Annotated in this window: 23 protein-coding genes; 9 read left to right on the forward strand and 14 right to left on the reverse strand. The window is 68.9% G+C overall.

Going from position 1 to position 22,218, the window contains the following annotated elements; translation table 11 throughout:
* Positions 1–45: 45 nt before the first annotated feature.
* From VFX14_03530 to VFX14_03560, 7 genes are read right to left on the reverse strand one after another with little or no spacing between them, the layout of a single operon-like run.
* Positions 46–1,221: an ABC transporter substrate-binding protein gene (locus VFX14_03530; protein ID HEU5188739.1), complete on the reverse strand. Its 1,176-nt coding sequence runs from the start codon at positions 1,219–1,221 to the stop codon at positions 46–48.
* Positions 1,218–3,089, reverse strand: a complete 1,872-nt coding sequence (locus tag VFX14_03535; protein ID HEU5188740.1) for an AMP-binding protein — start codon at positions 3,087–3,089, stop codon at positions 1,218–1,220. The genes VFX14_03530 and VFX14_03535 overlap by 4 nt, the downstream gene beginning before the upstream one ends.
* A complete protein-coding gene (locus VFX14_03540; GenBank protein ID HEU5188741.1) occupies positions 3,080–3,799 on the reverse strand; it encodes an ABC transporter ATP-binding protein in 720 nt (239 codons plus the stop codon). The genes VFX14_03535 and VFX14_03540 overlap by 10 nt, the downstream gene beginning before the upstream one ends.
* A gap of 55 nt (positions 3,800–3,854) precedes the next feature.
* On the reverse strand, positions 3,855–4,613 hold the full coding sequence (locus tag VFX14_03545; protein HEU5188742.1) for an ABC transporter ATP-binding protein: 759 nt from the start codon (positions 4,611–4,613) through the stop codon (positions 3,855–3,857).
* Positions 4,610–5,752, reverse strand: a complete 1,143-nt coding sequence (locus VFX14_03550) for a branched-chain amino acid ABC transporter permease (protein ID HEU5188743.1) — start codon at positions 5,750–5,752, stop codon at positions 4,610–4,612. Before VFX14_03550 ends, VFX14_03545 begins: the two co-directional genes overlap by 4 nt.
* A 3-nt stretch (positions 5,753–5,755) precedes the next feature.
* Positions 5,756–6,655, reverse strand: coding sequence for a branched-chain amino acid ABC transporter permease (locus VFX14_03555; protein ID HEU5188744.1), 900 nt, complete (start codon positions 6,653–6,655; stop codon positions 5,756–5,758).
* Between the two features lie 50 nt (positions 6,656–6,705).
* Entirely contained in the window at positions 6,706–7,884 is a 1,179-nt protein-coding gene (locus tag VFX14_03560; protein ID HEU5188745.1) for an alanine--glyoxylate aminotransferase family protein, read from the reverse strand.
* Positions 7,885–7,912: 28 nt separating this feature from the next.
* Here VFX14_03560 and VFX14_03565 point away from each other — a divergent pair, with 28 nt between their 5' ends.
* Positions 7,913–8,701, forward strand: a complete 789-nt coding sequence (locus VFX14_03565) for a class I SAM-dependent methyltransferase (protein HEU5188746.1) — start codon at positions 7,913–7,915, stop codon at positions 8,699–8,701.
* Here the strand turns inward: VFX14_03565 and VFX14_03570 are convergent.
* Complete coding sequence (locus VFX14_03570) at positions 8,651–10,213, reverse strand: NAD(P)/FAD-dependent oxidoreductase (GenBank protein HEU5188747.1); 1,563 nt, start codon at positions 10,211–10,213, stop codon at positions 8,651–8,653. The genes VFX14_03565 and VFX14_03570 overlap by 51 nt on opposite strands.
* Positions 10,214–10,292: 79 nt before the next feature.
* Between VFX14_03570 and VFX14_03575 the strand changes: the two genes are divergently transcribed.
* The gene (locus tag VFX14_03575) at positions 10,293–11,027 is read left to right on the forward strand and encodes a chlorite dismutase family protein (protein ID HEU5188748.1); all 735 of its coding nucleotides are present in this window, start codon (positions 10,293–10,295) and stop codon (positions 11,025–11,027) included.
* A gap of 15 nt (positions 11,028–11,042) precedes the next feature.
* Here the strand turns inward: VFX14_03575 and VFX14_03580 are convergent, their stop codons facing one another.
* Together VFX14_03580 and VFX14_03585 are read right to left on the reverse strand one after the other, a co-directional pair.
* Positions 11,043–11,555 carry a hypothetical protein gene (locus VFX14_03580; GenBank protein HEU5188749.1) on the reverse strand — a complete coding sequence of 171 codons (513 nt, stop codon included), beginning with the start codon at positions 11,553–11,555 and terminating at the stop codon, positions 11,043–11,045.
* 121 nt (positions 11,556–11,676) lie between these two features.
* Positions 11,677–12,024: a hypothetical protein gene (locus VFX14_03585; GenBank protein HEU5188750.1), complete on the reverse strand. Its 348-nt coding sequence runs from the start codon at positions 12,022–12,024 to the stop codon at positions 11,677–11,679.
* A gap of 286 nt (positions 12,025–12,310) precedes the next feature.
* On the opposite strand from VFX14_03585, the gene VFX14_03590 reads away from it, so the two are divergent.
* On the forward strand, positions 12,311–13,339 hold the full coding sequence (locus VFX14_03590; protein ID HEU5188751.1) for a ferrochelatase: 1,029 nt from the start codon (positions 12,311–12,313) through the stop codon (positions 13,337–13,339).
* On the opposite strand, the gene VFX14_03595 is transcribed toward VFX14_03590, so the two are convergent.
* Positions 13,323–13,901 (reverse strand): hypothetical protein, encoded by a 579-nt coding sequence (locus VFX14_03595; protein HEU5188752.1) that lies wholly within the window; start codon positions 13,899–13,901, stop codon positions 13,323–13,325. The two genes, VFX14_03590 and VFX14_03595, sit on opposite strands and share 17 nt — an antisense overlap.
* 54 nt (positions 13,902–13,955) lie before the next feature.
* On the opposite strand from VFX14_03595, the gene mtgA reads away from it, so the two are divergent.
* Genes mtgA through msrA form a run of 3 tightly spaced genes read left to right on the forward strand, consistent with a single transcriptional unit; the run spans position 13,956 to position 16,588 of the window.
* Positions 13,956–14,684: a monofunctional biosynthetic peptidoglycan transglycosylase gene (gene mtgA / locus VFX14_03600; GenBank protein ID HEU5188753.1), complete on the forward strand. Its 729-nt coding sequence runs from the start codon at positions 13,956–13,958 to the stop codon at positions 14,682–14,684.
* A 25-nt stretch (positions 14,685–14,709) separates the two neighbouring features.
* Complete coding sequence (locus VFX14_03605; protein ID HEU5188754.1) at positions 14,710–15,909, forward strand: CoA transferase; 1,200 nt, start codon at positions 14,710–14,712, stop codon at positions 15,907–15,909.
* A gap of 28 nt (positions 15,910–15,937) precedes the next feature.
* On the forward strand, positions 15,938–16,588 hold the full coding sequence (msrA, locus tag VFX14_03610) for a peptide-methionine (S)-S-oxide reductase MsrA (GenBank protein ID HEU5188755.1): 651 nt from the start codon (positions 15,938–15,940) through the stop codon (positions 16,586–16,588).
* A gap of 6 nt (positions 16,589–16,594) precedes the next feature.
* Here the strand turns inward: msrA and VFX14_03615 are convergent, their stop codons facing one another.
* The 3 genes from VFX14_03615 to VFX14_03625 all read right to left on the reverse strand — a co-directional run bounded on the left by VFX14_03615 (position 16,595) and on the right by VFX14_03625 (position 18,259).
* On the reverse strand, positions 16,595–17,026 hold the full coding sequence (locus VFX14_03615) for a hypothetical protein (GenBank protein HEU5188756.1): 432 nt from the start codon (positions 17,024–17,026) through the stop codon (positions 16,595–16,597).
* Positions 17,023–17,244: a hypothetical protein gene (locus tag VFX14_03620; protein HEU5188757.1), complete on the reverse strand. Its 222-nt coding sequence runs from the start codon at positions 17,242–17,244 to the stop codon at positions 17,023–17,025. Before VFX14_03620 ends, VFX14_03615 begins: the two co-directional genes overlap by 4 nt.
* A gap of 199 nt (positions 17,245–17,443) precedes the next feature.
* Entirely contained in the window at positions 17,444–18,259 is an 816-nt protein-coding gene (locus tag VFX14_03625; protein ID HEU5188758.1) for an SDR family oxidoreductase, read from the reverse strand.
* 78 nt (positions 18,260–18,337) lie between these two features.
* On the opposite strand from VFX14_03625, the gene VFX14_03630 reads away from it, so the two are divergent.
* The 3 genes from VFX14_03630 (at position 18,338) to VFX14_03640 (ending at position 22,207) form a co-directional block, all read left to right on the forward strand.
* Positions 18,338–19,405: a ferritin-like domain-containing protein gene (locus VFX14_03630; protein HEU5188759.1), complete on the forward strand. Its 1,068-nt coding sequence runs from the start codon at positions 18,338–18,340 to the stop codon at positions 19,403–19,405.
* A 127-nt stretch (positions 19,406–19,532) separates the two neighbouring features.
* On the forward strand, positions 19,533–20,819 hold the full coding sequence (locus tag VFX14_03635) for an ABC transporter substrate-binding protein (protein ID HEU5188760.1): 1,287 nt from the start codon (positions 19,533–19,535) through the stop codon (positions 20,817–20,819).
* Positions 20,820–20,851: 32 nt separating this feature from the next.
* A complete protein-coding gene (locus VFX14_03640; GenBank protein ID HEU5188761.1) occupies positions 20,852–22,207 on the forward strand; it encodes an extracellular solute-binding protein in 1,356 nt (451 codons plus the stop codon).
* The last annotated feature ends 11 nt before the right edge of the window (positions 22,208–22,218 follow it).

A 22,218-nucleotide genomic window follows, 5' to 3' on the forward strand; every position in this document is an offset into this window, starting at 1 on the left:
CTGCCCTCTCCCCCTCGGGAGGGGGAGAGGGAGGGGTGAAGCGGGCTAGAAGCTCAGCGGATCGGTCAGACGCACCCAACGGCCGCCCTTGACCTGGGCGAGGAACGACGAGTTCGCGCCCTGATGCTTGTCGGGGCCGAAGCTCACCTCGGGGCCGTGGAAGATGTCGTGGTAGCCCTTGATGGACTCCATGGCCTTCACGAAGTTCTCCGTGGTCAGCTCGGGCCCGGTCTTCTCGATCGCCGTCACCGTCAGATCCGCGGCCACGTGGCCATAGATCGCGCCGATGTTGGGATCGACCTTGTAGCGCTCCTTGTAGCGATCGAACCAGGCCTGCGCCTGGGGGGAGAGCGTGTCCCGGTACGGCATGGCGGTGAGGCCCATGGCGTAGAAGCCCTCGGTGACCCCGCCCTGCGCCGCCGCGACGAAGAGGTCGTAGGAGGCCGCGGAGCCGAGGAAGTCCACGTCCGTCCATCCCATCTTCCGGGCGGTCGCGTACGGGACGATCGAGTCGCGCACGATGGTGCCCAACACCACCAGGTCGCAGTTGGCGGCCTTCAGCTTGGTGACCTGAGCGGTGAAATCCTGGTCGGTCGGCTTGTGCGCGGTCGCCTCGAGGATCTTGAGCTTCATCTTGTCGGCCTGCGCCTGCACGCCGTCCAGCACTTCCTTGCCGAAGTCGGTGTCCTGATACATCACGCAGAGGGCCTTCTTGCCCTTCTTCGTGACGAAGTAGTTGATCCCGGCGCGGACCTGGTCCACGTAGCTGGCCGCCCCGTAGAACTTGAGCTTGTGGAAGGGCTCGTACATCGAGCGGGCCGCGGAGAGCGGGAAGAGATTCGGCACCCCCGCGTCGAATTGATCCTTGAAGAGGGCGTTGTTCATCGGCGTGCCGAGCCCCGCCACCATCGCGAAGATGCGGTCGCGGTTGATGAGCTTGGCCCCCGCCTGCACCGCGCGCGGCACCTGATACTGCGTGTCCTCGACGATCAACTTGATCTTCCGGCCGTGGATGCCGCCCGCCTCGTTGGCCTCGTCGAAGCGCATCTTCACCGCGTTCGAGGACGACACGCCGTAGGTGGCGGCGGGCCCGGAGAGATCGGTGTGCATGCCGAGCACGACCTCGGTCTTGGTGACCCCGCGCGTCTCCTTCTGCGCGGTGGCCACCCCCGCGATCGCCACTGCGGCGGCCAGCACGCTGACTGCCAGTAGTCGCTTCATGCCTCGCTCCTTTCGTACATGGCGTCGATGAGGGCCTTGTACTTCACGTTGACGTACGCACGCTTCAGCTTCATGGTGGGTGTGAGCTCCTCGTCCTCCGGGGTGAGGAGCTGCTCGATGAGCCGGAACGTCTTGATGGTTTCCACCCTCGCCAGCTGCTTGTTCACCCGCTCGATCTCGCCGCGGATGAGCTCCTGCACCTCGGGGGCCCGGCACAGCGACGCGAAGTTGCTGAATGGGACGTTCCGCTCCTGGGCGTACTGGGCCACCGTCTCGTGGTCGATCATGACCAGGCAGGAGAGGAATTTCCGACGGTCGCCGATCACCACTGCGTCGGAGATGTAGGGCGAGAACTTGAGCTGGTTCTCGATCTCGGACGGCGTCACGTTCTTCCCGCCGGCGGTGATGATGATGTCCTTCATGCGGTCGGTGATGCGCACGTAGCCGTCGGCGTCCACCGTGCCCACGTCGCCCGTGTGGAGCCAGCCGTCCACGATGGTCTCCGCCGTCTTCTCGGGCTTGCCGTAGTAGCCCATGAACACGTGCGGGCCCTTCAGCAGGATCTCCCCGTCGGGCGAGAGGCGCACCTCGGTGCCCGGCCGCGCCACCCCCACCGAGCCGAGTTTCATGCGGTCGGGCGGCATCGCGGTGGCGAGGCCCGTGTTCTCGGTCTGGCCGTAGACCTCGATCATGTTGATGCCGAGGGCCAGGTACCAGCGGATCAGGTCGGGCGCGATGGGCGCCGCGCCGGTGGCGGCGCCCCGGGCGCGGTGGAGCCCGATCGAGCGCTTCACGTTGTCCAGCACGAGGAAGTCGGCGGCCCGGAAGGCCAGGCGCTGGAGGAGCGAGGGCGTCCGGCCGGCGATCTTCCGGTCGGCGACGCCGAGCCCCACGCGCATCGCCGCCCCGTAGGCGGTGCGGCCGAGCCAGGTGGCGTCGCGCATGCGGAGGGCCACGCCCGAGTAGAACTTCTCCCAGATGCGCGGCACCGCGAAGAAGAGCGCGGGCGCCACCTCCCGGATGTTCTCCGGCACGGTGTCGACGCTCTCGGCGAAGTTCACCGTGGAGCCGGTGTAGAGCGGGTTGAATACGGTAAAGGTCCGCTCGGCGACGTGGCAGAGGGGGAGGAACGAGAGCTGCTGATCCCCCTCCCCCAGCGGCACGATGAAGTCCGCGTACGCCAGCTGGAAGAGGATGTTCCGGTGGCTCAGCATCGCGCCCTTCGGGGGGCCGGTGGTCCCCGAGGTATAGACCAGGATCGCGAGGTCCTCGGGCTGGGCGATCTCGACCATCTGCTCGAAGGCTCCCGGGTGCTCCCGGTCGTACTGCTCGCCCAGGCTCAGCAGCGCCTCGAAGGACATCACCTGCTCGTCGCGGAAGCCGTGGAGGCCCTCCATGTCGTAGACGATGATCTTCACGAGCGCCGGGCAGCGGCCGCGTACCGCGAGGATCTTGTCGAGCTGCTCCTCGTTCTCCGCGAAGAAGAAGCGGGTGCCGCTGTCGTTGACGATGTACTCGATCTGCTTGGCGGAGTCGGTGGTGTAGATGCCGTTGGGCACGCCGGCCACCGACATGACGCCGAGGTCGGTGTAGAGCCACTCCGGCATGTTGTCGGCGACAATCGACACCACGTCGCGCGGGCGGAGGCCGAGGGCCACCAGCCCCAGCCCCACACGCTTGGCGTGCTCGCCGTACTCGCGCCAGGAGATGCCGCGCCAGATGCCGAGATGCTTCTCGCGCATGGCGACACGGTCGCCGCGCTCGCGCACCACGTGGCGGAAGAGCCGCGGGAGGGTGTCCTGGCCGTGAACGAGAGCGGGCGCCGTCGCGGGAGCGGCGGTCCGACCGGGCTCGGTGCTCAGCGCCATGTCTTCTTCCTCTTCCAGCGGCGTGTGCCGCGGATGCTCGATTCCTTCAAGCCCAGGTAGAACTCGCGGATGTCGTCCTTCTGGAGGAGCCGCTCGCACGTGTCTTCCATGACGATACGGCCCAGCTCCAGGACATAGCCGTAGTCGGCGGTGTGGAGCGCGATGCTGGCATTCTGCTCCACCACCAGCACGGTCACGCCCTGCTCGCGGTTGATGCGCTGGATGATCTCGAAGATGTCCTTCACGAGCTTGGGCGCCAGCCCCAGCGACGGCTCGTCGAGCAGCATCACCTTGGGCCGAGCCATCAGCGCCCGCGCGATGGCCAGCATCTGCTGCTCGCCGCCCGAGAGCTGCCCAGCCCGCTGCTCGGCGCGGGACAGGAGCACGGGGAAGTACTGGTACACGGTCTCGAGGTCGCGCGCGACGCCGTCGGCGTCCTTCCGCGCATACGCCCCCATCCGGAGGTTCTCTCGGACCGACAGGAAGGGGAAGACCTCGCGCCCTTCGGGCACGTGGCTCAGCCCTCGCCGGGCGATGCGGTCGGGATCCAGCCCCTGGATCGGACGGCCTTCGAGGGTGACGGTGCCCTTCTGGGGGTCCATGACCCCGGACACCGTCTTCAAGATGGTGGACTTCCCCGCTCCGTTCGCGCCCAGGATGGTGACGATGGCCCCCGCCGGCACGCTGAAGCTCACGCCGCGCAGGGCCATGATGGGCCCGTAGAAGGTTTCGACGTTGTTGACGGTGAGCAGCGCGTCCGCCACGTCAGCCTCCGAGATACGCCTTGATGACGTCGGGATGCGACTGCACCTCCTGACACGTCCCGCACGCGACGACGCGTCCGTAGTTGAGCGCGAGTACGCGATCGGACACCGCGCCCACGAGGCTCATGTCGTGCTCGACCATCAGCACGGTGATGCCGAGGAGGGTGCGGATGTCCTGGATCCAGAATGCCATGTCCGCCGTCTCCTCCACGCTGAGCCCGGACGAGGGCTCGTCGAGGAGGAGCAGCGACGGCTCGGTGCAGAGGGCGCGGCCCATCTCCACGACCTTCCGGACGCCGTAGGGCAGATTCACCACCAGGCTCTCGCGATAGGGCTGGAGGTCCAGGAAGTCGATCACCTTCTCCGCCGCCTCGCGATGGGCGCGCTCGCGCGCGCGCACCGGGGGAAGAAAGAGGAGCTCCTGCCCGAAGTGGGGCTTGGCGTGGGCGTGCCGCCCCAGCAGCAGGTTGTCGAGCACGGTCGCGTGCTCGAACAGCTCGATGTTCTGGAACGTGCGCGCGATGCCGCGGCGGGCGATCTCGTGGGGCGCGACCTGCGTGATGTCCTCGTCCTTGAAGAGGAGGCGCCCCTGCGTGGGGTCGTAGATGCGGGAGATCAGGTTGAAGATGGTGGTCTTGCCCGCCCCGTTGGGGCCGATGATGGTGAACACCTCGCCACGCGCGACCTCGAAGCTCACGTCGTCCACGGCGCGAATGCCTCCGAAGTGCATCGCCAGGCCGTCGGCCGCGAAGAAGCTCACCGCAGCCGCTCCGAACGCATGTAGGTCTTCTGGCGGCGGAAGGTGGCGCGCTTGTAGAGCGGGAACGTGCTGAAGAACACCTGGAGCTTTCGCCACCGCCCGTAGATGCCCAGCGGCTCGAAGAGGATGAAGAGCACCAGGATGAATCCGAAGATGCCCGGCTCGAGCCCGGGCTGCTTCACGAAGCGATCGATGGCGAGATAGACGGCACTGCCCGCGTCCTTGCCGAGCGCGGCGGCGACCTGTCCCGCCCACTGCGGCACGTTGTCGCGGGCCTCGGAGATCAGCACCGGGAGAAGCGCCACGAACACCGCGCCGTAGAGCGCGCCGTGGAGGCTGCCGAGCCCGCCCACGACCACCATCAGCAGGAACTGGATGGAGAGGAGCACCGTGAAGATGTCGGGGGCCAGAAAGCCGATCTTGTGGGCGAAGAGCGCGCCCGCCGCGCCCATGAGCCCGGCCGAGTAGGCGAACGCCATGGTCTTGTAGCGGGCCAGGTGCACGCCCATGGACTGCGCGGCGATCTCGCTGTCGCGAATGGCCACCCAGGCGCGCCCGGTGGGCGCGCGGAGAATGTTGGCGGTGAGCCAGAGCGCGGCAATGAGCAGGGCCAGGCACAGGAAGTAGAAGGCGGTGTCCGAGGCCAGCGACACGCCGAAGATGACCGGCTTGTCCACCGGGCGGCCCTTGAGCCCGTGCGTCACGCGCTCCCAGCGCGCGAACACCTCCTGGATGATCAGCGCGAAGGCGAGCGTGGCGATCGTGAGATAGACGCCGGTCATGCGCAGCGCGGGCAGGCCGACCAGCACGCCCGCCGCCGCGGTGAGGAGCGCGGCCAGCGCCACCGACACCACCCAGGGGAGGCCCAGATCTTGGAGGAAGTAGACATGGGCGTACGCGCCAATGCCAAGAAACGCCGCGTGCCCCAGGCTCACCAGGCCCGTGTACCCGGCGAGCACCATCAGTGAGATGCCGCAGATCCCGTAGATGCAGACGAGGCTGATGTCCGTGAGGAAGGCGGGCACCGCCCACGGCAGCAGGATCACGCCGGCCAAAAGCGCCGCGTACCACCGGCGCTGCACCGGATCGCGGAAGAGCCCCAGGTCCTGATCGTAGGTGGTCTTGAACGGGATGCGCACGCGCTAGACCTTCTTCCGCCCCACCGTCCCGAAGATGCCCTGCGGACGGATCGCCAGCACCAGCAGCAGGATGACGTAGGCCGCCACGTCCTTGAATCCCAGCGGCAGATAGGCGCCGGAGAAGAGCTCGATGAGGCCGATGGTGATGCCGCCCACCAGCGCTCCCGGGATCGAGCCGAAGCCGCCCAGCACCGCCGCGGCGAAGGCCTTGAGCCCGATGAAGCCCAGGTTGATATCGATCAGCGACACGGGAGCGAGCAGCACGCCCGCGATGGCGGCCACGCCGGCCGAGATGGCCCAGATCAGCGAGAACATCCGCTTCACCGGGATGCCCATGTAGTATGCGGCGAGCTGATTCTGCGAGGCGGCTTGCATGGCCACGCCCACTCGCGAGTAGGTGAAGAAGGCGTAGAGCACCGCGCACAGGACCACCGTGCCCACGATGATCGACAGGTATTCGTGGCTCATGCTCACGCCGGCCAGACGCGTGGTCTGGGCGCTGAAGGGCGTGGGCAGCGTGTAGATCTCGGAGCCCCAGGTGATGGAGGCGAAGCTCCGGAACATGGCGCCGAGGCCGATGGTGAGCATCACCACCGCGAACTGGGGCTGGCCGATGACGCGGCGGAGCACGGTGGCGTCGAGCGCGGCGCCGAAGAGCCCGACGATCGCCACGGCCAGCGCGAAGGCCACCCAGTACGTCACGCCGTACCAGACGACGAACATGTAGCAGACGAAGGCACCCAGCATGAGGAGGTCCCCCTGGGCGAAGTTGACCAGCTCGGTGGCCTTGTAGATGAGGACGAAGCCCAGCGCCACCAGGCCGTAGATGCATCCCACGGCGAGGCCGTTCAGGGCGAGCTGCAGAATGGTTTCCAGGCGCGGCCCCCATGACAGCAGCGTCACGCCCGCCGCGGCGACGCTGTCGCGGCGTGACGGTAGTGGGGAGCGTTATATCACAACCGCCCCGCCACGCCCGCCGCCCTGTAGTGCGCGGTGGCCGCCTCCACCCCCGCGCCGGCCTCGGCCTTCCACCCTTCCCGGCGGAGCACCTGCTCGAGGGCGGCCAGGCAGAGGAGCACGTTCTCGCGCCGCGCCGAGTGGCCCATGGTGCCGATGCGCCAGATCCGGCCCTGCAGGGGCCCGAAGGCGGCGCCGATCTCGAGGTCGAAATCCTCGATCAGCCGCCCGCGCACGCGCACGTCGTCCACGCCGTCGGGGATCAGCACCGGCGTGATGAACGGCAGACGGCGCTCGGGGGGCTCCGCCCCGAAGAGGGTGAGGCCCATCGCAGTCAGCCCGGCGCGGAGCGCGTCGCCGTGAAGGCGATGGCGGGCGAAGCGCGCGGCCAGGCCCTCGTCCTGAATGGCGCGCAGCGCTTCGCGGAGGCCGTAGACCATGGTGGTGGGCGCGGTGTGGTGATTGAAGCGCTGCGGGCTCCAGTAGCGCGCGAGCTGGATGAGGTCGAGGTAGTTGCTCTGCGGGCGCGTGCGGCGCGCCGCCAGCACCGCCTCCGCGTGCGCGTTGTAGGTGACGGGGGCCAGGCCCGACGGGCACGAGAGGCATTTCTGCGTGCCCGCCACCATCACGTCCACGCCCCACCCGTCGGTCTCCACCGCGCAGCCGCCGAGGGTGACGACGGCATCGGCCATCAGGAGCGCGTCGTGGGCCCGGGCCAGGCGCGCGATCTCCGGCAGCGGCTGTAGCACGCCGGTGGACGTCTCCCCGTGGATCAGGGCCACCAGCCGCGTCTTCCCGCCCCTCAACGCCGCCGCGACCGCGTCAGGGTCAATCACGCGGCCCCATTCCGCGCGCACCGGCACCACCTCGGCGCCGCAGCGCTCGGCGATCTCGGTCAGCAGCAGGCCGAAGCGCCCGCATTCTCCCACCACCACGCGGTCGCCCGGCTCCACGAGCGAGACGATGGCGGCCTCGAGCCCCGCGCGCCCCGTCCCGGGCACGGGGAAGGCGCGGGCGTTCTCCGTCTGGAAGACGAAGCGTGTGAGCGCCATCACCTCGTTCATGATCGCGGTGAAGTCGGGGTCGAACTGGCCCAGCAGCGGCGCCGCCATGGCCCGGAGCACGCGCGGGTCGGCCATGGTCGGGCCCGGGCCCATCAGGACGCGTGAGCTCATGGGCGAGACTCTACTAAGATCGCCTGCCATGGGAAAGCCACTCGGCCGGCCCACGCGGGGCAAGACCGCGCCCAATCGCCTGCGGAAAACGGATACGTTCCTGGCCATCGCCTTCCCCGCCTTCGTGCGCCAGCTGCCCGGGCTCTACGTGGACCTGGGCTATGGCGCTTACCCCGTCACCACGGAGGAAACATGGCGGCGCCTGCGGCGGCTCGATCCCCGCGCGCGCGTGCTGGGCGTGGAGATCGATCCCGCGCGCGTGGTCGAGGCGCAGCCCTACGCCGCGCCCGGGCTCGAGTTCCGCCACGGGGGCTTCGATCTGCCGCTGCGGCCCGGTGAGGAGGTGTCCGTGATTCGCGCGTTCAATGTGCTGCGCCAGTACGACGAGGCTGCGGTGGCGGACGCCCTGGCGGCGCTGGGCGCACGGCTCGCGGAGGGGGGCCTCCTGATCGAGGGCACGTCCGATCCGCACGGGCGGATGCTCGCGTTCAATCTCTTCAAAAAGGCGACCGCGCTCGAGCGCGCGGGCGTGGTGCTGGCGCCGCGGCTCGGTATGGATTTCGCGCCGCGCGCGCTTCGCGCCGTCTTGCCCAAGACGTTCATCCATCACGCAGAGCCGGCGGGCGCCATCGATCGCTTCTTCACCGCGTGGGACGCGGCCTGGCAGCGGGCGCGGGGCAGTGGGCGGACGCCCCAGCAGCGCTTCGTAGCGACCGCGCATGGGCTGGCCGAGCGCGGCGGGTACGCGCTCGACCGGCGCGAGGCCCTACTTCGTCGCGGATTTCTCTGGCTCGGAGCCGACTGGCCGGATCGGTGACTCGGCGGGCCGCGAGACGGCGGGCTTCCTGATGAGGCCGAACGCGCGCAGCCGCAGCAGGTCCAGCTCGGCGCCGGCCCACAGGCGCAGGCCCCGCAGCGTCATGCGGAAGGGCGCCCAGTCCAGTGCGAAGTAGGGCTTGAGCCGCCGGCCGTGATTGCGCCGGCCCTCGGCGCCCAGGCGCCGGCGGGCGAGGGCGATGGTCTTGAAGCGGCGGTTGTACGCGCGCATGAAGCGGTAGTTGAGCGACGCGCCGGGATGGCCCAGCACGGGCATCCAGGTGAAGCGTTTGACGAAGCGATACGCCGGGATCACCACGAAGAGGTAGTACTGCGCGGTGTCCATCAGGAACGAGGCCGAGAGTAGATCCTGCTCGCCCATGTAGTAGTACTTGTCGCGGTACACCGACTGGAAGAAGCGATGGTACGAACGCACAAAGGCGCCGTTGTGCTCGGCGATTCGCGCGTCCAGGGCCTCGCCCATCCGGTCCTTCTTGATGATCTCGGTGGTGGCCTCGACCGTGAAGGCCGCGTGGTCGAGGCCTGGCGAGTAGTAGGGATCCATGAACGCGGCGGCGTCGCCCAGCAGCGCCCAGCCGCGCCCCATGTACTGGCGGCTCACGTATGGGAGGTACGAGTAGAAGCGCAGATCCTCCACGCGGGGCTCCGCGCCCTCGAGCAGCTCGGCGAGCGCGGGAATGGCGCGCAGGAATGCCGCGAAGTCCCCCATCCGGTCGCGGCTCTCCGACAAGCCGATCAGCCGCGTGTCGTACACGACGCCGATGCTGGTCTCGCCGTGGCCCAGCGGGATCACCCAGATCCAGTAGCCGAAGCCCATGTAGTGATTGGTGCTGAGCCGGCGCGAGCCAAGCCCGCGATGCGCGAGTCCCCCGCCCTGGCGCGCGGCGAGGTCGTCGATGTGGCGCACGTTCTTCCATCGGCACCAGATCGCCGCCGTGGGGTGCTCCTCATTCTTGTCGATGAGCCCGAGGCGCTTGCCGAGGAACGTCGCGCGCCCGGTGGCGTCGAGCACCCAGCGGCACGCCACCGTCTCCTGCTGGCCGTCCTGCTCGATGGTGACGCGGGCGTCGAAGTCCCCCAGGGCCACCTCGGCCACACGCGCCGGGCGCATCAACGTCGCCCCTTCGACCACCGCGGTGGCGAGGAGATGCTCGTCGAGCGCATCGCGCCGGAGCTGGAAGGACGGCACCGCGCTCCGGAGAAACCCGCCCGTCTCGGAGGCGTCCGCGTGCCCCTTGACGTGCTCGTTGGAGAACCAGTAGCGGAGACCTTCCTTGGGGAGCTGCTCGACTTCCAAGTGATTCCACATCGCGAGGCGACGGGTGAGGAACATCGCCGACATCTCGGTGGTGGCCTCGCCCACCTTCATGTCGAAGGCGGGCGCGCGCTCCACGATCAGCACCGAGAGATCCGGCTGCTCGCGCCGCAGGAGGATGGCGGCGGAGGCGCCGGAGAAGGCCCCGCCCAGGATCACGACGTCGAAGCGCCGCATCGGGGCGAGTGTCCTATGGAAGCCGCCGCGGGGGCAAGGGGCGATGGGGAACGGGGAGGCGGCGTGATAGCCTCGGGGCATGAGCGAGACGGGACGGCCCGCCGCCGCGGGGCAGGCGCCGGGCTATCAGGTCGACGTCACCGAGCGCGGCGCCGGGGGCAAGACCCTGGACCGCCGCCTCTTCATCCAGCTTCAGGTCTTCACGGGCAGCGCCGACCCGAAGCCTCTGGCGGTGGCGCTCGAGCGCAGCGGCGTCGAGGCCGTGCTCTACCGGGACCTCAACGATCCGCGCGGCATTGGCGTGCTCGCCCTGGCCGAGGATCCCGTCGCCCTAGTCACGCGCGCCCGCGAGACGCTGAGCGCCGAGCCCTTCGAGGCGCTCACGCATCGGCCCGAGCTCGCCATGGTGGGGCGCACCTACGCCTCCGGCTTCGAGCCGGACCTCACCGAGTGGCTGCTCGAGCGGCCGCGCCGCACCGTGCTGAACCCAGCGTGGCCCTGGGCCATCTGGTATCCCCTTCGCCGCACCGGCGCCTTCGCGCGCCTGTCGCGCGAAGAGCAGGGCAAGATCCTGCACGAGCACGCGACGATCGGCCGGGCCTACGGCGAGGCTGACCACGCTCACGACATCCGCCTGGCCTGCTACGGTCTCGACACCAGCGACAACGATTTCGTGATCGGGCTCGTGGGCCGGGCGCTCCATCCCCTCTCCCACCTGGTCCAGGCCATGCGGCGGACGATTCAGACGTCGGAGTACATCGAGAAGCTGGGGCCGTTCTTCGTCGGCCACGCAATTTGGCAGCGCGCCCGCTGAGCGCGGGCCACGCGGCTACGGCAGCTTGATCGAGAAGCCGCCCTTGAGGTAGGGGCCATCGACGTCGCGGTGAAGCACGCCGCCGCCGACGGCCTCGGTGGGATCGGGATTCATCCGCAAGAAGCGATACTCGCCGAACAGTTCCACCCTCTTCGAGACCTTCACCGCGAGGCCCGCCCCCATGTCCATGCCGGACTTCTGCGTCCGGGACATGTCCTCGTAAGGCACGCCGCTGTCGCGAATGCTGCTGTCGGTGAGGAACGTGGAGCCGACGGAAAGATAGGGGACCAGGCGCCCGATGGCCCGGCTGTCCTCGCGGGGCGCCAGTGGCACGCGCAGCATGCTCTCGCTCCCGTCGCGCACCACCGAGAGGTCGATGGGCGGCGTGGGGCTGGTGGCCGCGGCCGGCACGGGGTCGAGGAAGGAAAGCCCCGCGATGTAGCCGTCCCCCGCCCAGGCCGGCCCCGCCAGGAGCACGCTCGCCAGGCCGAGCCCCGCGAGGAAGTGGCCCCCGATCCGTCGTTTCATCACGCTCTACAGCCTAGCACGGCGGTCAAAGAGAAGCCGGGGCGCCCCATGCCGGCGGCGCCCCGGGAAACCGCGCTCGCCGACGGCAGCCCCGACGGCATCGCGCGGGTCGTTGTCGGTGTTAGTTGGTCTTGGCCGGCGCCGGCTTGTCGGCGGGCTTGGCCTCGCTCTTCTCGGCAGGCTTGGCGGCGGGATCCGTGGTCTTCTTGGCCTCCTTGGCCTCCTGCTTCTCGTGCCCCTTGGCCTTCGCCTTGGCCTTGCCCTCGTCCTTCTTCGCGCCCTTGTCGGCCGGCTTGTCCATCGACTTCGCGTCCGCCGGCTTGTCGGCGGGCTTCATCTCGGGCTTGGCCTCGGGCTTCGTCTCTGCCGGCTTCGTCGCCGGCGCGGGCGTCTGCGCGATGGCGGACCCGAGGGTCCCCAGCGAGAACGCAGCAGCCACCATGGTCGCTACGATGCGAGTCACCTTCATCGATCGCTCCTCCTGGTTGAATGGTTCTTTCGACCGCGCCACGTTCGCAACGTCGGCGCCAGTCGCCGCGTTCGATCCGTTCACTCGTGCTAACTCGGGTTTCGCGGGAAGAGTTCACCACTCCGAACGGCGTCGGCGGCGCCGTCAATGGATGGCGCGCAACTGAAGGCCCGGCAATAGCTTTTGGCCGGTGCCGCGCGCGCCGCAAAATCTGCGCGCCGGGCGATCTGGAGGAATTACATCCCGCCGATGTAAGGCTTACACGCCCGTGCTATCACTGGAGCGCATGGGCTACGACGCGGTCGTCGTAATCGGCTTCGGTGGGCCGGAAGGCCCCGATGACGTGCTGCCATTCTTGGAGAACGTGACTCGCGGCCGCGCGGTTCCGCAGGAGCGCCTGCTCGAGGTGGCCGCGCACTACCATCACTTCGGCGGCGTGAGCCCGATCAACGCGCAGACGCGCGCGCTCGTCGAGGCGCTGCGCGCGGAGCTGGCCGCGCACGGGCCCGCGCTCCCCGTCTACTGGGGGAACCGGAACTGGCGCCCGCTTCTCGCCGACACGCTCGCGCAGATGGCGGCGGACGGCGTGCGCCGTGCGCTGGCCTTCGTGACCTCGGCCTTTGGCTCGTATTCCTCGTGCCGCCAGTACCTGGAGGACATCGCGCGGGCCCGCGCGGAGGTGGGCGCGCACGCGCCCGCGGTGGACAAGCTCCGGCTGTTCTGGAATCACCCGGGCTTCATCGAGCCCGTGGCGGAGCGTGTGGAGGCGGCGCTGGCCTCGCTCCCCGTTCCCTCGCGCACGACGGCGCACCTTGCCTTCACCGCGCACAGCGTGCCCCTCGCCATGGCCCAGACGAGCGTGTACGAGCGTCAGCTCGAGGCAGCGTGCGCGCTGATCGCGGAGCGGCTTACTTCCTCCCATCCGTGGCAACTCGTCTATCAGAGCCGGAGCGGGCCGCCCAGCGTGCCGTGGCTCGGCCCCGACATCCGCGAGCATCTGGCGACGCTCAAGGCCGCGGGGGTCACCGACGTGGTGGTGGCCCCTATCGGCTTCGTCTCCGATCATCTCGAGGTGCGCTGGGACCTCGACGTGGAGGCGGCGGCCCGCGCGCGCGCGCTCGGCCTCCGATTCATACGGACAGAAACGGTCGGCGTGCACCCGCGCTTCGTGGGGATGATCCGCGAGCTGATCCTCGAGCGCACCGCGGGCGCGCCCCGGCGCGCGCTGGGCACGGAAGGGCCCGCGCCCGACGACTGCGCGCCGGGCTGCTGCCCCGCGCCCGGCGCGCGCCCCGCGCCTACGCGCGGGGCTTGACCCAGGTCTCCGTCCAGGCGAGGCAGGCGCTCGAGCCCTGCCGGTCGCCGCGCATCTCGGGCCACACGCTCCCGGTGGCCACGCGGCCGTTCATCTCGATCTGCGCGCCGCGCGCCGGGAAGAACGTGCTGAACACGCCGATCGGGCGGTCGTTGAAGCCGGGCGGGGCGTGAAGCACGAACGGCGCGATGCAGTCGTACCAGGACAGCGTGATGCGCGCGTCGGCGGCCAGGATCGACTCCGTGGCGCTCGAGCGCGGGCCCCCGGAGCGCTCGAACGCCGCCGCCATCACCGGGATCGCGGTGTCGGCGAAGGCCGGGAACAGGAGCTTCTCGATGCTGGTCTGAAGCCACCGGGCCACCGCGATGTTGTCGCTGTAGATCCGCACCTTGTTGTCGGTGAGGGAGGACTGCAAGAAGAGCACGTGGCCGGCGCCGGCGCCGCACCAGAGCACGCGCCAGTGGCTCGCGCGATCGGACATGGTCTTGCCGCCGTCGGGGCTCAGCCGGATGAAGGAGTTCTCACCGGTCATCATGGGCTCGTTGGGGTCGACGGGAGGCATAAGATCTCCTTTCGGAATTGGGCAGGATCCGGGTTCCGGGAGAACATAGAGGAAATGGCGGGCCGGGGCAAGCCACGCACGCGTTGGGGACGCCGTCTACTCCTCATCCTCTTCTTCGCCTTCGCCACGTGGGTGGTGTGGGAGATGGCCACGTGGCCCGGCGTGGCGCGCCTGGCCACCGAGCGCCCCACCTCCACCGCCTTCATCGAGCACTACCGCGCGCGGCAGCGGGCGCACGGCAAGCCCGACCGCGTCGCGTGGACCTGGGTGCCCTACGCGGCGATCTCGCCCGACCTCAAGCGGGCCGTGCTCGTGTCGGAGGACATCAACTTCTTCTCGCATCGTGGCTTCGATCTCGGCGAGGTGCAGAGCGCGCTGGAGAAGGCGATGCGCGAGGGCGAGGTCCCGCGCGGCGCCTCCACCATCACCCAGCAGGTCGCCAAGAACCTGTGGCTCTCGCCCTCGCGCAACCCGTGGCGGAAGGCCAAGGAGGCCATCCTCACGTGGCAGCTCGAGCGCACGCTCTCCAAGCGGCGTATCCTTGAGCTCTATCTCAACGTGGCGGAGTTCGGCCCCGGCGTGTTCGGTGTCGGCGCGGCGAGCCAGCGCTACTTCGGCCGTCCCGCCGCGGAGGTCGGCCCCACGGAGGCCGCCGCCCTCGCCGCAGGGCTCCCGATGCCGGGCACGTGGCACCCTGGGGTCGATACGGCGGGGTATCGGCGGCGAGTCGCCGCCATCCAGAACCGGATGGACAAGGCGGGCTTCCTCGCCCGGCAGATCTGAGCCCCGACGCGGTATCATACGCGCCATGACCCCCTTCCCTCTCGCGCTCGACGGTGTTCGCGTGATCGATCTCTCCCGCGTCATCGCGGGGCCCTGGTGCGGCGCGCTCCTCTCCGACCTCGGCGCCGACGTCGTCAAGGTCGAGGACACCGGGGCGGGCGACGAGTCGCGCACCTGGCCGCCGCACAAGGACGGCGAGGCCGCCGCTTATCTTCTCTTCAACCGGAACAAGCGGGCGATGACGCTCGACCTCAAGACACCCGAGGGCGTCGAGGTGGTGAAGGCGCTGACGCGCACCGCGGATGTGGTGATCGAGAACTTCCGCACCGGCACCATGGAGGGCTTCGGCCTCGGCTACGACGTGCTCAGCGCCGAGAACCCGCGTCTCATCTACTGCTCGGTGTCGGCCTTCGGCCGGACGGGCCCGCGCAAGGACAGCCCCGGCTACGAGGCGCTGATGCAGGCCTTCAGCGGCATCATGTCGATCACCGGCGAGCCCGGCGGCCAGCCCGTGCGGGCGGGCGTGTCATTCCTGGACCTCTCCACCGGCATTCTCTGCGCGCTGGGAGTCTGTGCCGCGCTGCTGCAGCGTCAGGGCACGGGCCTGGGGCAACGTGTGGACGGCTCGCTCCTGGAGACCGCGGTCAGCCTGCTCGCCTTCCACGCCGAGGGCTATCTCCTGACCGGCGCGCTGCCGCGGGCGCTCGGCTCCGGCCACCCGTCGCTCTCGCCCTACCGGAACTTCAAGTGCCAGGACGGCCAGTGGATCTTCATCGCCGCGGCCAACGACCGGTTCTGGGGCAAGCTCGCGCGCGCCCTCGGCCTCGAGGCGATGGCCACCGACCCCCGCTTCGCGAAGAACCAGGATCGCGTGAAGCACCGGGCGGAGCTCGAGAGTATCCTGGAGAAGACGATCGGCGCACGCGACCGCGAGCCGCTCTTGAAGACTCTCGAGGAGGCCGACGTGCCCGCCACGCCCGTCAACACGGTGGATCAGGTGATGAACGACCCGCAGACGGCCGAGCGCGGCATCGTGCAGCGTGTGGCGCACCCCACGCTGGGCGAGATCCCGATCGTCGGCACGCCGCTCCACTTCTCGCGGATGAGCCCGGGCGTGCGGCGGGCCGCTCCGCTGCGCGGCCAGCACACCGACGAGATCCTCGCGGAGGCCGGCTACTCGGCCGCGCGCATCCAGGCCCTGCGGGACAAGAAAGTCGTGCTCTAGCGGGGGTCCGCTCGCCGAGGAGGTTCCCATGCTGGGATTCAAGAAGAAGACGATGGTGAAGCCCGAGGACGCCCTACCCGGCCGCGCCGAGCGCATGCCGGTGCCGGCCAAGCACTTCGTGAACGGCGCGCCGCTCGAGCCGCCCTTCCCCGAGGGGCTCGAGCAGGCGGTGTTCGGGCTCGGCTGCTTCTGGGGCGCCGAGAAGCTCTTCTGGCTCACGCCCGGTGTCTACACGACCGCGGTGGGCTATGCGGGCGGCGTGACGCCGAACCCCACCTATGAAGAGGTGTGCTCCGGGCTCACCGGCCACACCGAAGTCGTGCTGGTCGTATTCGATCCCAAGGCGGTGTCGTACGACGCCCTCCTGCGCGTGTTCTGGGAAGGCCATGATCCCACCCAGGGCATGCGACAGGGCAATGACGTGGGCACGCAGTATCGCTCGGCCGTCTACACCTACGGCGACGCCCAGCAACGGGCCGCCGAGGCCGCGCGCGACATGTACGCGAAGGCGCTCGGCAAGGCCGGCCATGGCGCCATTACGACGGAGATCCGACCGGCGCCGCCCTTCTACTACGCCGAGGATTATCACCAGCAGTATCTGGCCAAGAATCCCTGGGGGTACTGCGGGATCGGCGGGACTGGCGTGGCCTGCCCGGTGGGGCTGGCCGCCGCCCACTGAGGCGCCTTAGCGGGTAATCGCGCGGGCGGGACCGCCGGCGGGCGGCGGCTCGGCGGAGATCGAAAACGCCACCTTGAAGCCGTCGCGATACTCGTAGGACGCGCGGACGCGCGCGCCCGGCGGCAAGTCCTTCAGCTCCACCGGCGTGCCGTTCACGTCGATCCGTGTCTTCGGCGTCACCATGAGGGTGGCGCCGAACATGCCCAGCAGGTCCGAGGTCAGCTCCACCTTGGAGTCGGAGAGGTCCACCCGCCGGAGCGTCGCGTCCTCGATCTCGATGCGCAGCGGGCCGCCAGAGCCCTGCGCGCTCGCGCTCCAGCCCATGAGATGGCGAATCACCCGGTACCCGCCATAACCGACGCTGCCAACGAACAGACCGAGGATCACGAGGGTGATCAGCGACCCCTGAAGCCGCCCAACCAGCGAGGCGCCGCTCACGCCGCGCGACCTAGGGAATGGGGATCAGACCCCCGCCGGTTGCGCTCGGCCCGCTCGGCGCGCTCAGCCTCGCGGCGCCGATGCAGGTCGACCAACCGTCCGATCACCAGGACCGTCAGCACGTTGACGATTTCAAGTCGAATGAGTAACGCGGTTTTGGCCGTACCCCACGCCTGGCGGGTTGCCTCTTCGGGCAGGGAGAACAAAAAGTGGGTCATGTCGTTCCTCCGGGGGGGACGGAATCCTGAGGACGCATGCGACGTGCCAGGGCAGCTGGGCCCCGCGACCGCCGGGGGGGACACCAGGCAAGCACTCGGTCTCCCGCGGCAACGGTGCCGGCGGGGAGGGGGCGATGTGAGCCCAGTCGCCCGACCGGTGGAGACAAACTTACGTACATGTAGCCTTTACCCACCAAGCTCAGTTGCCCATGACGAGGCCACCGTCGATGTTGATGGCCTGTCCCGTCATGTAATCGGAGTCCGGCCCCGCGAGGTAGGCGACGAGACCGGCGACATCGTCCGCGGTCTCGGGCCTCCCGAGGGGAATGCCCGCCGTGCGCCGCTTCCAGGCGGCACCCACCGTCAGGCCCTCGATCGCCGTGGTCTCGCGGTCGATCTGCTCCCACATGGCGGTGTCCACCGCGCCCGGGCATACGCAGTTCACGGTCACGCGCCGCGGCGCAAAGGCCTGGGCGGCGGTGCGGGTGATGCTCACCACGCCCGCCTTGGACGCGGCGTAGGGCCCCACCAGCGGGCTCGAGCCGCGGTAGGCGGCGATGGACGCCGTCTGGATGATCTTGCCGCGCAGCTCAGAGCCTTCCATCGGCGGCTGCTCGATCATCCGGCGCGCGGCCGCCTGCAAAACGAAGAACACGGCGCGCAGGTTGACGTCGAGCACGCGATCCCATTCCGCCGGCGTCACATCGAGCAGCCGCTGCACCCCGATCACGCCCGCATTGTTGAACAGGACGTCCAGCCGCCCCCAGCGTTGGTAGACCGTGTCCACCATGGCCTCGATGTCGACGGTCTGAGTGACGTCGGCGCGCACCGACACCTGGCCGAGCTCGGCCGCCAGCTTCTCGACGCCGCCTCCGTCGATGTCGGCCAGGACCAGGCGCGCGCCGGCTCCGGCCAGGCGGCGCGCGGTGGCGGCACCGATGCCGCGGGCGGCCCCGGTAATGAGCACGGTACGGTCGACCAGGGGGGTGCGGGAATCACGGGATGGGGTAGGCATGCCACTAACCTCGATGATATGCTCGGTTACGAATAGTGCCCCCACATGCCGGGGACAAGTCCAGAGCGGGGAGGCTCCATGTCGACCAAGTTCCTGTATAAGCTGCCGGTCGAGCAAACCCAGTGGAAATTCGAGGGTCAGACGACCACCGCGTTCACCTGGGAATACGAGGACGGCGGCGCCGACCTCCTCCGCCTCTACGCCAAGGGCAAGAAGCAGCAGTGGGACGCGGCCGAGCGGCTCGACTGGTCGCTGCCCGTCGATCCTGACAACCCGATGGGGCTCGACGATCGGACCATCGCCATCTTCAACACGCCGCTCTGGAACGGCCTCTCCGACAAGGACAAGGCCCACGTGCGGCGCAATCTCCAGGCCCACACCCTCTCGCAGTTCATGCACGGTGAGCAGGGCGCGCTCATCGCGACGTCGAAGATCGTCCAGACCGTGCCGGGCGTCCCCGCAAAGTTCTACGCCGCGACCCAGGTGATGGACGAAGCCCGCCACGTCGAAGCCTATGCGCGGCTGCTCCACGAGAAGGTCAAGCTCGCATACCCGATCACGAAGACGCTCGCGCTCCTCCTCGAGAGCACCATCTCCGACCGGCGCTGGGACATGACCTATCTCGGGATGCAGGTGCTGATCGAAGGCCTCGCCCTCGCCGCCTTCCAGCGCATCCGCGATACCTCCTCCAACACCCTGGCCGCCGGCGTCAACGCCTACGTCATGCAGGACGAGGCCCGGCACGTGGCGTTCGGCCGGCTCGCCCTCCGCGACTACTACCCGCACCTCTCCGACGCGGAGCGGGACGAGCGCGAGGAGTTCGTGGTGGAGGCCTGCTACCACATGCGCGACCGCTTCAATCAGGGCGAGGTGTGGGAAAACCTCGGCCTGCCCGTGAAGGAGTGTGTCGAGGCGGTGGAGAAGTCCGAGTACATGAAGATGTTCCGAACGAGGCTGTTCTCCAGAATCGTCCCCACCGTGAAGGACATCGGACTTTGGGGGGCGCGGGTGCGCAAGGCCTACGAGGACATGGGGGTGATGGAGTTTGCCACCGTGGACGCCCAGGCCATGCTCGACAACGACGGACGCGTGGCGGAGGAGTTTGACGCCAAGATGTTCGTCGACAAGACGCTCAACGGCCACTAGCCCCGCTCGGGCGCGCCGTGAGGGCGCCGGACCCCGCCTGACCCTTGCCCGCGCCCCCCGCCCGTGATAGGTAGCGTAGCGGCAACGCCGCCGATGCGCAGCGGGACCTCACGCCAAGGAGGACGGGATGCGCGCCGACTCACCGAGCGACCGGCCGGGCCGTAGGCAGTTCCTCCGCACCGCGGGGCTCGCGGGCATCCTCGCTGCCCGGCGTGCCCCCGCCTTCGCCCAGGGCGCCTCGCTCCACATCCTGCAGTGGTCGCACTTCGTCCCCGCCGCCGACACCCTGTTCGACGCGCAGGCCCAGGAGTTCGGCAAGCAGGCGGGCGCGACAGTCCGCATCGAGCGCATCAACCAGAACGACATTCAGGCGCGGGTCACCGCCGCGGTGCAGAGCGGCGCGGGCGCGGACATCATCACGATCGCCAACAACCACGCGCTGCTCTACGACACCGCCCTCGCCGACGTCTCCGACATCGCCGAAGAGGTCGGCGGCAAGCAGGGCGGCTGGTACGACTACGCGCGGGTCAACTGCGTGGCGGGCGGCCGCTGGGTGGGGGTCCCGTACTTCCTCATTTCCTGGGCCGTGACCTATCGCGAGGACTGGCTGCAGGCCGAGGGCCTGCGCTATCCGCAGACCTGGGACGAGTTCCGCGCCACCGGCAAGAAGATGAAGGCCAAGGGCAAGCCCTTCGGCCAGGCCTTCGGCCACAGCATCAACGACCCCAACAACTGGTGCTACCCCCTGGTGTGGATGTGGGGCGGGATGGAGGTGGACAAGGACGGCCGCACCGTCGTCCTCAACCGCAAGGCCACGGTGGACGCGGTGAAGTGGAACAACGTGCTGTGGAAGGACTGCTTCGACGAGGGCGGGCTGGCCTGGGACGACAGCAACAACAACCGCGCCTTCCTCTCCCAGGAGATCTCGCTGACCGGCAACGCCCCCAGCATCTACGTGGCCGCCCGCGGGAAGTTCCCCGACGTCTACAAGGGCACGAATCACGGCCACTACCCCCCGGGGCCGGCCGGGCGCTTCTACTGGCTCCCCGCGTGGAACAGCGTCGTCCCGAAGTACAGCAAGAGCCAGAAACTCGCCAAGGACTTCATCCGTTACTACATGGAGCGAGCGCAGTACGACAAGTACTTCGAGGTCATGGACACCTTCGGCATCCCCGGCACGCGCGGCTACAAGGATTCCCCGCTCTGGCGAAAGGATCCCAAGACGGCGGTGTTCCCCGAGACGCTACAGTACGCCCGTCAGGTCGGTCACGCCGGGCCACCGGGCCGCAAGGCCACCGAGGCCCTGTCCAAGTACATCCTCGTCGACATGTTCGCGAAGAGCATCCAGGGACTGGCCCCCGAGGACGCCGTCAAATGGGCCGAAGCGGAGCTGAAGAAGATTTACGAGGCCTGACAACGTCCGGACCTTCGTCAAGGAGAGACCCCATGCGCGATTCCAGTCACGTTCCGGCTCGCTCCCGTGCTGCCCTGTCCCGCCGGCGTTTCCTCGCCGGCGCCGCCGCGGTGCCCGCCCTCGCCGGGCTCGAGGGCATCCTCGCCGCGCGGCGCGCCCCCGCGTTCGCCCAGGGCACCAAGCTCCACATCGTGCGCTGGGTGGACTTCATCCCCGAGGCCGATGTCGAGCTGAAGCGCCAGGCCCCGGAGGCCAGCAAGGCGCTCGGCGCGGAGGTGCAGTTCGAGTTCATCAATGCCAACGACCTCCAGCCACGCATCACCGCCGCGATCCAATCTGGCGCGGGCGCCGATCTCTTCCAGATGCTCTACAACTGGGCGCACCTCTACGCCAACGCCCTCGTGGACGTCTCCGACGTGGCCGAGCCCATCGGCAAGGCGCAGGGCGGCTTCTACGACGTGTTCGCCGCCGCCAACAAGGTCAACGGGCGCTGGCTCGCCATGCCCCACGGCATCGGCGGCAACGCCGTCGCCTACCGGCGGTCGTGGCACGCCGAGATCGGCATCACGGAATTTCCCAAGACCATGGAGGCCTGGCGCGAGATCGGCAAGAAGCTCAAGGCCAAAGGCCGGCCGGTCGGGCAGGCGCTCGGCCACAGCTTCGGCGATCCGCCCACCTTCGCGTATCCCCTGCTCTGGAGCTACGGCGGCGCGGAGACCGATCCCACCGGCAAGAAAGTCGTGATCAACTCCAAGGGCACGGTGGAGTCGGTCAAGTTCATGCAGGCCTTCTGGAAGGATGCGTGCGACGAGGGCGGTCTGGCCTGGGACGACACCAACAACAACCGGGCGTTCCACGCCGGCGAGATCTCGGCCACGCTGAACGGGGCCAGCATCTACATCGTGGCCAAGCGCCAAAAGGACAAGATCAAGGACGACAAGGGCGAGCCCCTCTACCTCGACATCGAGCACGCGGCGCCGCTTCCCGGCGGGCCCGCCGGCCAGGCCGCGCTCTACGTCCCCTTCCAGCACGCCCTCATGAAGTACTCGAAGAATCAGAAGCTCGCCAAGGACTTCCTCCGCTGGCTGCATCAGAAGGAGAACTACGGCAAGTGGTTCGAGGTCAACGAGGGCTACTCGGTGGGCGCGGCCACCGCGTGGGAAGAGCACCCGATGTGGGGGCGCGTCGACAAGCCGCTCCAAATCTTCCGCCGCGCCGCGCGGCAGGGCCGGATGATCGGCTATCAGGGTCCGGCCACGGCGAAGGCCACCGAGTCCTACTCGAAGTACATCGTCGTCGACATGTACGCCAAGGCCGTTCAGGGCATGAAGGCCGAGGATGCGGTGAAGTGGGCCGAAACCGAGCTCAAGAGCATCTACGAGGCCTGAGCGTCCCCACC

The organism is Candidatus Methylomirabilota bacterium, assembly GCA_035764725.1.
Lineage (GTDB): Bacteria > Methylomirabilota > Methylomirabilia > Rokubacteriales > CSP1-6 > DASRWT01.

Excerpts from the sequence above, each read along its gene's own strand:
- VFX14_03530 (HEU5188739.1), bottom strand. The coding sequence starts at position 1,221 with ATGAAGCGACTACTGGCAGTCAGCGTGCTGGCCGCCGCAGTGGCGATC.
- VFX14_03535 (HEU5188740.1), bottom strand. The coding sequence starts at position 3,089 with ATGGCGCTGAGCACCGAGCCCGGTCGGACCGCCGCTCCCGCGACGGCG.
- VFX14_03540 (HEU5188741.1), bottom strand. The coding sequence starts at position 3,799 with ATGGCCCTGCGCGGCGTGAGCTTCAGCGTGCCGGCGGGGGCCATCGTC.
- VFX14_03560 (HEU5188745.1), bottom strand. The coding sequence starts at position 7,884 with ATGAGCTCACGCGTCCTGATGGGCCCGGGCCCGACCATGGCCGACCCG.
- VFX14_03565 (HEU5188746.1), top strand. The coding sequence starts at position 7,913 with ATGGGAAAGCCACTCGGCCGGCCCACGCGGGGCAAGACCGCGCCCAAT.
- VFX14_03570 (HEU5188747.1), bottom strand. The coding sequence starts at position 10,213 with ATGCGGCGCTTCGACGTCGTGATCCTGGGCGGGGCCTTCTCCGGCGCC.
- VFX14_03575 (HEU5188748.1), top strand. The coding sequence starts at position 10,293 with ATGAGCGAGACGGGACGGCCCGCCGCCGCGGGGCAGGCGCCGGGCTAT.
- VFX14_03580 (HEU5188749.1), bottom strand. The coding sequence starts at position 11,555 with ATGAAACGACGGATCGGGGGCCACTTCCTCGCGGGGCTCGGCCTGGCG.
- VFX14_03585 (HEU5188750.1), bottom strand. The coding sequence starts at position 12,024 with ATGAAGGTGACTCGCATCGTAGCGACCATGGTGGCTGCTGCGTTCTCG.
- VFX14_03590 (HEU5188751.1), top strand. The coding sequence starts at position 12,311 with ATGGGCTACGACGCGGTCGTCGTAATCGGCTTCGGTGGGCCGGAAGGC.
- VFX14_03595 (HEU5188752.1), bottom strand. The coding sequence starts at position 13,901 with ATGCCTCCCGTCGACCCCAACGAGCCCATGATGACCGGTGAGAACTCC.
- mtgA (HEU5188753.1), top strand. The coding sequence starts at position 13,956 with ATGGCGGGCCGGGGCAAGCCACGCACGCGTTGGGGACGCCGTCTACTC.
- VFX14_03605 (HEU5188754.1), top strand. The coding sequence starts at position 14,710 with ATGACCCCCTTCCCTCTCGCGCTCGACGGTGTTCGCGTGATCGATCTC.
- msrA (HEU5188755.1), top strand. The coding sequence starts at position 15,938 with ATGCTGGGATTCAAGAAGAAGACGATGGTGAAGCCCGAGGACGCCCTA.
- VFX14_03620 (HEU5188757.1), bottom strand. The coding sequence starts at position 17,244 with ATGACCCACTTTTTGTTCTCCCTGCCCGAAGAGGCAACCCGCCAGGCG.
- VFX14_03625 (HEU5188758.1), bottom strand. The coding sequence starts at position 18,259 with ATGCCTACCCCATCCCGTGATTCCCGCACCCCCCTGGTCGACCGTACC.
- VFX14_03630 (HEU5188759.1), top strand. The coding sequence starts at position 18,338 with ATGTCGACCAAGTTCCTGTATAAGCTGCCGGTCGAGCAAACCCAGTGG.
- VFX14_03635 (HEU5188760.1), top strand. The coding sequence starts at position 19,533 with ATGCGCGCCGACTCACCGAGCGACCGGCCGGGCCGTAGGCAGTTCCTC.
- VFX14_03640 (HEU5188761.1), top strand. The coding sequence starts at position 20,852 with ATGCGCGATTCCAGTCACGTTCCGGCTCGCTCCCGTGCTGCCCTGTCC.